This window comes from Sporosarcina sp. SAFN-010, from assembly GCF_059415065.1.
On sequence record NZ_JBPFDS010000034.1, the window covers coordinates 1 to 4,752 of the forward strand.

At 35.8% G+C, this 4,752-nt stretch carries 6 protein-coding genes; 2 read left to right on the forward strand and 4 right to left on the reverse strand.

The window, feature by feature from the left end; genetic code table 11:
• The first annotated feature begins 251 nt into the window (after window positions 1–251).
• Entirely contained in the window at window positions 252–680 is a 429-nt protein-coding gene (locus ACR65F_RS18010) for a HEAT repeat domain-containing protein (RefSeq protein ID WP_440505334.1), read from the forward strand.
• A 352-nt stretch (window positions 681–1,032) separates the two neighbouring features.
• On the opposite strand, the gene ACR65F_RS18015 is transcribed toward ACR65F_RS18010, so the two are convergent.
• Both ACR65F_RS18015 and ACR65F_RS18020 read right to left on the reverse strand, forming a co-directional pair.
• Window positions 1,033–1,731, reverse strand: coding sequence for a polysaccharide deacetylase family protein (locus tag ACR65F_RS18015; protein WP_440505335.1), 699 nt, complete (start codon window positions 1,729–1,731; stop codon window positions 1,033–1,035).
• A 379-nt stretch (window positions 1,732–2,110) separates the two neighbouring features.
• On the reverse strand, window positions 2,111–2,470 hold the full coding sequence (locus ACR65F_RS18020; RefSeq protein WP_440505336.1) for a MerR family transcriptional regulator: 360 nt from the start codon (window positions 2,468–2,470) through the stop codon (window positions 2,111–2,113).
• Between the two features lie 132 nt (window positions 2,471–2,602).
• On the opposite strand from ACR65F_RS18020, the gene ACR65F_RS18025 reads away from it, so the two are divergent.
• Window positions 2,603–3,445 carry an SDR family NAD(P)-dependent oxidoreductase gene (locus ACR65F_RS18025; protein WP_440505337.1) on the forward strand — a complete coding sequence of 281 codons (843 nt, stop codon included), beginning with the start codon at window positions 2,603–2,605 and terminating at the stop codon, window positions 3,443–3,445.
• Window positions 3,446–3,850: 405 nt separating this feature from the next.
• Here ACR65F_RS18025 and ACR65F_RS18030 read toward each other — a convergent pair whose 3' ends face one another.
• Together ACR65F_RS18030 and ACR65F_RS18035 are read right to left on the reverse strand one after the other, a co-directional pair.
• Window positions 3,851–4,015 carry a DUF6440 family protein gene (locus ACR65F_RS18030; RefSeq protein WP_440505338.1) on the reverse strand — a complete coding sequence of 55 codons (165 nt, stop codon included), beginning with the start codon at window positions 4,013–4,015 and terminating at the stop codon, window positions 3,851–3,853.
• A 111-nt stretch (window positions 4,016–4,126) separates the two neighbouring features.
• Window positions 4,127–4,384, reverse strand: a complete 258-nt coding sequence (locus tag ACR65F_RS18035) for a hypothetical protein (protein ID WP_440505339.1) — start codon at window positions 4,382–4,384, stop codon at window positions 4,127–4,129.
• Between the last annotated feature and the right edge of the window lie 368 nt (window positions 4,385–4,752).

A 4,752-nucleotide genomic window follows, 5' to 3' on the forward strand; every position in this document is an offset into this window, starting at 1 on the left:
GTAGATTCTCCTCATCTCTTTGGTTGTATTCTACAAGACCCTAACTTTATTGTCCAAGTAAGTGTAGCCTATACAAATCTAATAAATAATAGTTTATACTTATGATACGGTTCACCTTAATGTAGTTAGTTTCCATTATATATATATATCCTTACCAGCGATTTATCGCTATTTTCATCCAGACAACGTATAATATGAGATGCAGAAGAAGAATTTATTTTTCCTCTAGTTAAAAAAAGAGGTGCAATTACATGAAACAGTTTGAAACAGCATTACCTGAGCAGTATGAAACATTAAAAAAACAGGCCAATTATACGTCTAGCTGGCGAGAGCGTTTAGATGCAGTCGAATTGTTATCGGATTATCAACATGAAAAAATCATAGATTTATTAAAAAATCGTATGCAGCATGATACTGTCAACAAGGTCCAATTAGCAGCCTATGAAGCACTTACGGCGTTTGGCGAGGACGTAGAAAAGCCATCACCTGCACGTTTTGATATTATCAAAGGCACAGATAAAATTTTCCTGCGGGTGAAAAAGAGCTTGCCGAAGGACCATACAGTGGCAGACTTTGCGGATAAACTAAAACGTATGCGTTTGGATGTCTTTGATGCGTATGAAGGCGAAAAAGGTGTACAATTTATGAACTGGTTAGAGGAACGTTGGGCAAAATTGTAATCAGTAGTTTTGCGATTCATGAAAGAAAGTCATTCTCTCCGATTGCGGAGGGAATGGCTTTTTCTTATCATTCGGTGTGATTCATCCAAAATATATTAAATTGTATTACTTCTTTTCTTTGATCATCTATCTTTATTGTTTAACGATAGAACAAACACCTTATTAACCTAACTTGCCTCGTTAGTTCAATAAGAAAAAAGAGTTGCAATAGCAACTCGATGATTTTCAACAACTGCCTCCATTACTTGAAGAAGGAAAAAGCGATGCATACCTACAGAACAATCACCCTTGTTTTACCAACTGTATCTCTCCAAACGAAAATACTAAAGAAAGTTCAATTTGATTGCTTAAATCATAAATCCTGAAGCTCATCCACAGTCACAAATTTATACCCTTGGTTCGTAAGTTCTCTTAAAACATCTTCAATCGCTTGGATTCCCTCACCTGTTTGATCGTACATTGAATGCAGCAAGATTATCGAGCCTGGTTTAATGTTATCCACTACATAATTAACTTTTTCATCAGCACTTGTGTAATATGTATCCGGTTCTAAAGACCACATAATAGTTTCTCTGTTATGCTTATTTAAATAATAAGGTAAACCGACAAATTTTTTCCCATAGGGAGGTCGAAAGTCAATTTCGCTCTTATATCCAGACTTTCTAATCAACTCATCGGTTTTTTCTATTTCCTCTTTAATAAAAGATGGAGATTTTAAAACCATTCTTTTGTGCGAATAGGTGTGATTTCCAATTTGATGCCCTGCTTCAACCAATTTTTTTGCTTCTTTAGGGTGTTTTTCAATATCATTTCCGATAAGAAAAAAAGTAGCTTTTGCCTTGTATTTATCTAATAAAGGCAGAATCTGATCCACGTTCTTTGTCGGACCGTCATCAAATGTTAAAGCAATGACCTTGTTTTCCGTTTCAACTAGGTATGTTAACCCTCCAAATAATTGATAGGTTCTTAATTTAGTAACTTTAAACGTTCCTGCCAATAAAAGAGATGTTAATAAAAACCCAATTCCAAAAATTATTAATTTCTTTTTCATCTGTGATTCCTTTCTTTCAAAAGCTATTATATAACGGTTGTACTTTAGCATAATGCAACTTTATTTAGGTGATTGGCCGGATTGGAGAACAAACCTTATGCCGGAAATGTCCGATTGTTGAAGATCGTTATTAAAGTAACGCACTCATTACTTTAATAACGATTATTCAAAATTCCAACATTCCCCTGCAAGAATGTGCCTTGAAAGTAAAAGTATTCTTTTCTTTGTGAAAAACCCCCTTTGGCTTTAGTTTATTCCAAATAACCGATACTAGATTCATTCTAAGTAATAGTTAGTAGGTAAAACTTGTTTTTTCTTTCCATCTGAACCACCACATTAGCAAGTGGTGTGACTGGAATAATTAGTGACATATCATTTTTTAATCTTTCTTCTTTAGCCATATTCCATCAGCTAATTTTTCATCGATAAAATCCAAAACAGTCTGTAATTGAGCAATTTGACTTTTTACTTTTTCCTTCTGCCGGAGCATGCCTGATATCATTTCAGGAGTCATATTACTTGTTTCAGCAATATCAAGATATAATTTCACTTCTTCTAAACTAAGACTTGCCTTCTTCATACAGAGGATCAGTAGCAACCGTTCAATATCGGATGGTGAAAAGACCCGATGTCCATTCGGAAGCCGTTTAATATTTGGAAGCAATCCAGCTTTTTCATAATATCTGATTGTATCAATGCTTAACCTGGTAAGAGTGCTAGCCTGTTTGATGGTATACATACGTTTGCCTCCTTCTTATCGATAAATTATAAAACATGAAGTCAACTCCAGGTCAAGCTGATTCTTTTCTATTGACCTGAAGTTAGCTCCATGTTTTATACTTCAGTCATTCACTAATAGGAGGTAAATAAAATGTTAAAATCAGAAAGAAAAACAGCACTTGTTACAGGAGCGAACAGTGGAATAGGACTGGAACTGACGAAAAAATTAATCGAGAACGGGTGGGAGGTTGTTGCTTTAATTCGCTCTACATTTCCAGAGGAAGAGCTATCGCTCCAACAAAAAATCCGTCAAGGAGATATCCGTATTTATAATGCCGATTTATCTGATTTTACGCAACTTAAATCTACCTTGATGCAAATAAAGGAGAAAGAAACAAAGTTGGATGCTCTCTTCAATAATGCTGGAGGCAGTTTCTCGAACCTACGTTTTTCACCACAAGGTCGTGAGCTGCATTATGAAATTCAGACAGTGGTTCCCTATATCATCACAATGGAACTGCTTGATCTTGTAAAAAGGGGAAATCCAGCTATCGTTATCCAAACTAGTTCAGATGCGTTTAATTTTAAAAGATCTTTCGTGCCGGAAGATTTGGCAAACCCTCCTAAATTCCAGAAACTGATTGGCCCATATGCATCGACGAAGTTGGCAATCACTTTGTGGACACATGCATTGGCACAAGAACTAAAGCGAGAGGGTGTGACAATTATCAGCATTGATCCAGGCAATAACAATACAATGCGAAAGGGCAGAAATGGAGGTTTACCATGGATCATGCAGCCGTTCATCCGTTTGTTTGGTCCGCATCCTAGTGTAGGGGCAAGCCGTTTGTTTGATGGGTTAGAGAAGTCCCCAAATGAAGCTGGATTGTATATCTCAAAAGGAAAGCCTGCTGAGTTCAAATTTAGGCAGCACGCACCCAAAGTTTTATTACAAGTACAAGCTGTATATGAAAAAGAATTTTTGCCACTATAATTGAGACAAGCAGGCTGACGAAACTTTCTCGACAACCTTTTTATTATAGTTCATTTCTTTTTAGATTAGAGAATGCGAGCAGGAAGAGTTCAAACTTTCGTTTATGCCCGTTTGTGATATCTGCCCGATCTCTTATTCTCCTACCAAGCCGTCATTATCACGATCCTGCATATATTGGTACAACCAGTGTTATATTTAGGTTAAGTTAGTGAAACAGTTGAAATTTAAAGGACCACACATATTAGATATGTCTAAGATGTGTGGTCCAATTTTATTTCCTTCTTCAACTAAAGCCGCCGATCCGGGAATACTACTTTTGAATTAAACAACTTTGACGATAGGAATCATATATATTTTGCGATTATGTAGCCACGAGAATAATCCAAAGAAGTTTTTATCTAGATATTAATCAATCACTACTTTCCCATCTTTATCTAGTAACGGAGTCATTCCACTTAAGCCCAAACCACTTGTTATGAGATAATTTACACCTGTTTCAGTATCTACTACAATCTTTATAATTCCCCCGCCTACGTTTTCTTTTAACTTAACTTCAAACCTTTTTCCCATTTTTGTATTTCCCTTCTGATATCATCAATAATACAAAATCCTTATAATAATCCGACCCTTATGTAGATCAAAGGCAATTCCTTGGGCCAGAATTGCCCCCGTTTGACGAAATTACCGACCCTTTTGCCATTTGTTAAAAGATATAGAAAAAGTGCTAACGAATAATATCAGAAATGAAACGCCCAAAATTATTGGTATAAATGTGAACGCATCGATAGTGCTCCCCTCAGTAGTCCAACTTGAAGCACCAGAAGGTCTCGAGAACGTGGTTGCTAATCCTTCTCCATTAGCTCCAAATATTAAAAACAAAACACCCAAAAATAAAAAAGCAATAGGAATTCCAAACAACTCTGTAATTTTATTTTTCAATTTAATCTCTCCCCGTACTTAAGAAAATGGACCTATTAAGGTATTGGGACATTTGCTTATCAAGCAAACGCCCCCGTTAGTTGATTTACAACCCAAATAGTCCTAACAAAACTAAAAATAATGTGCCCCCTCCGCAGAGTGATGCAAGAAGAGTATAAATTATAAAATTATGCTTTTCCTCTAGGATCGCGCGAACTGCAAAGATGGAGAAAAAAACCGTAAAGAATCCAAGTAATGAATATATGAAAAGCATTTCAATCCCTTTTTTTCAATGAAATTCAAGCAACAAAATGGCCCGATTGAAGTACAAATTTAATTCACTTAAAGCTATCGTTTATTGATTGTACTCCTGAATTTACTCAATTTGA

Coding starts and splice junctions, on each gene's coding strand:
- ACR65F_RS18025 (WP_440505337.1), top strand. CDS start 2,603: ATGTTAAAATCAGAAAGAAAAACAGCACTTGTTACAGGAGCGAACAGT.
- ACR65F_RS18020 (WP_440505336.1), bottom strand. CDS start 2,470: ATGTATACCATCAAACAGGCTAGCACTCTTACCAGGTTAAGCATTGAT.
- ACR65F_RS18015 (WP_440505335.1), bottom strand. CDS start 1,731: ATGAAAAAGAAATTAATAATTTTTGGAATTGGGTTTTTATTAACATCT.
- ACR65F_RS18030 (WP_440505338.1), bottom strand. CDS start 4,015: ATGGGAAAAAGGTTTGAAGTTAAGTTAAAAGAAAACGTAGGCGGGGGA.
- ACR65F_RS18010 (WP_440505334.1), top strand. CDS start 252: ATGAAACAGTTTGAAACAGCATTACCTGAGCAGTATGAAACATTAAAA.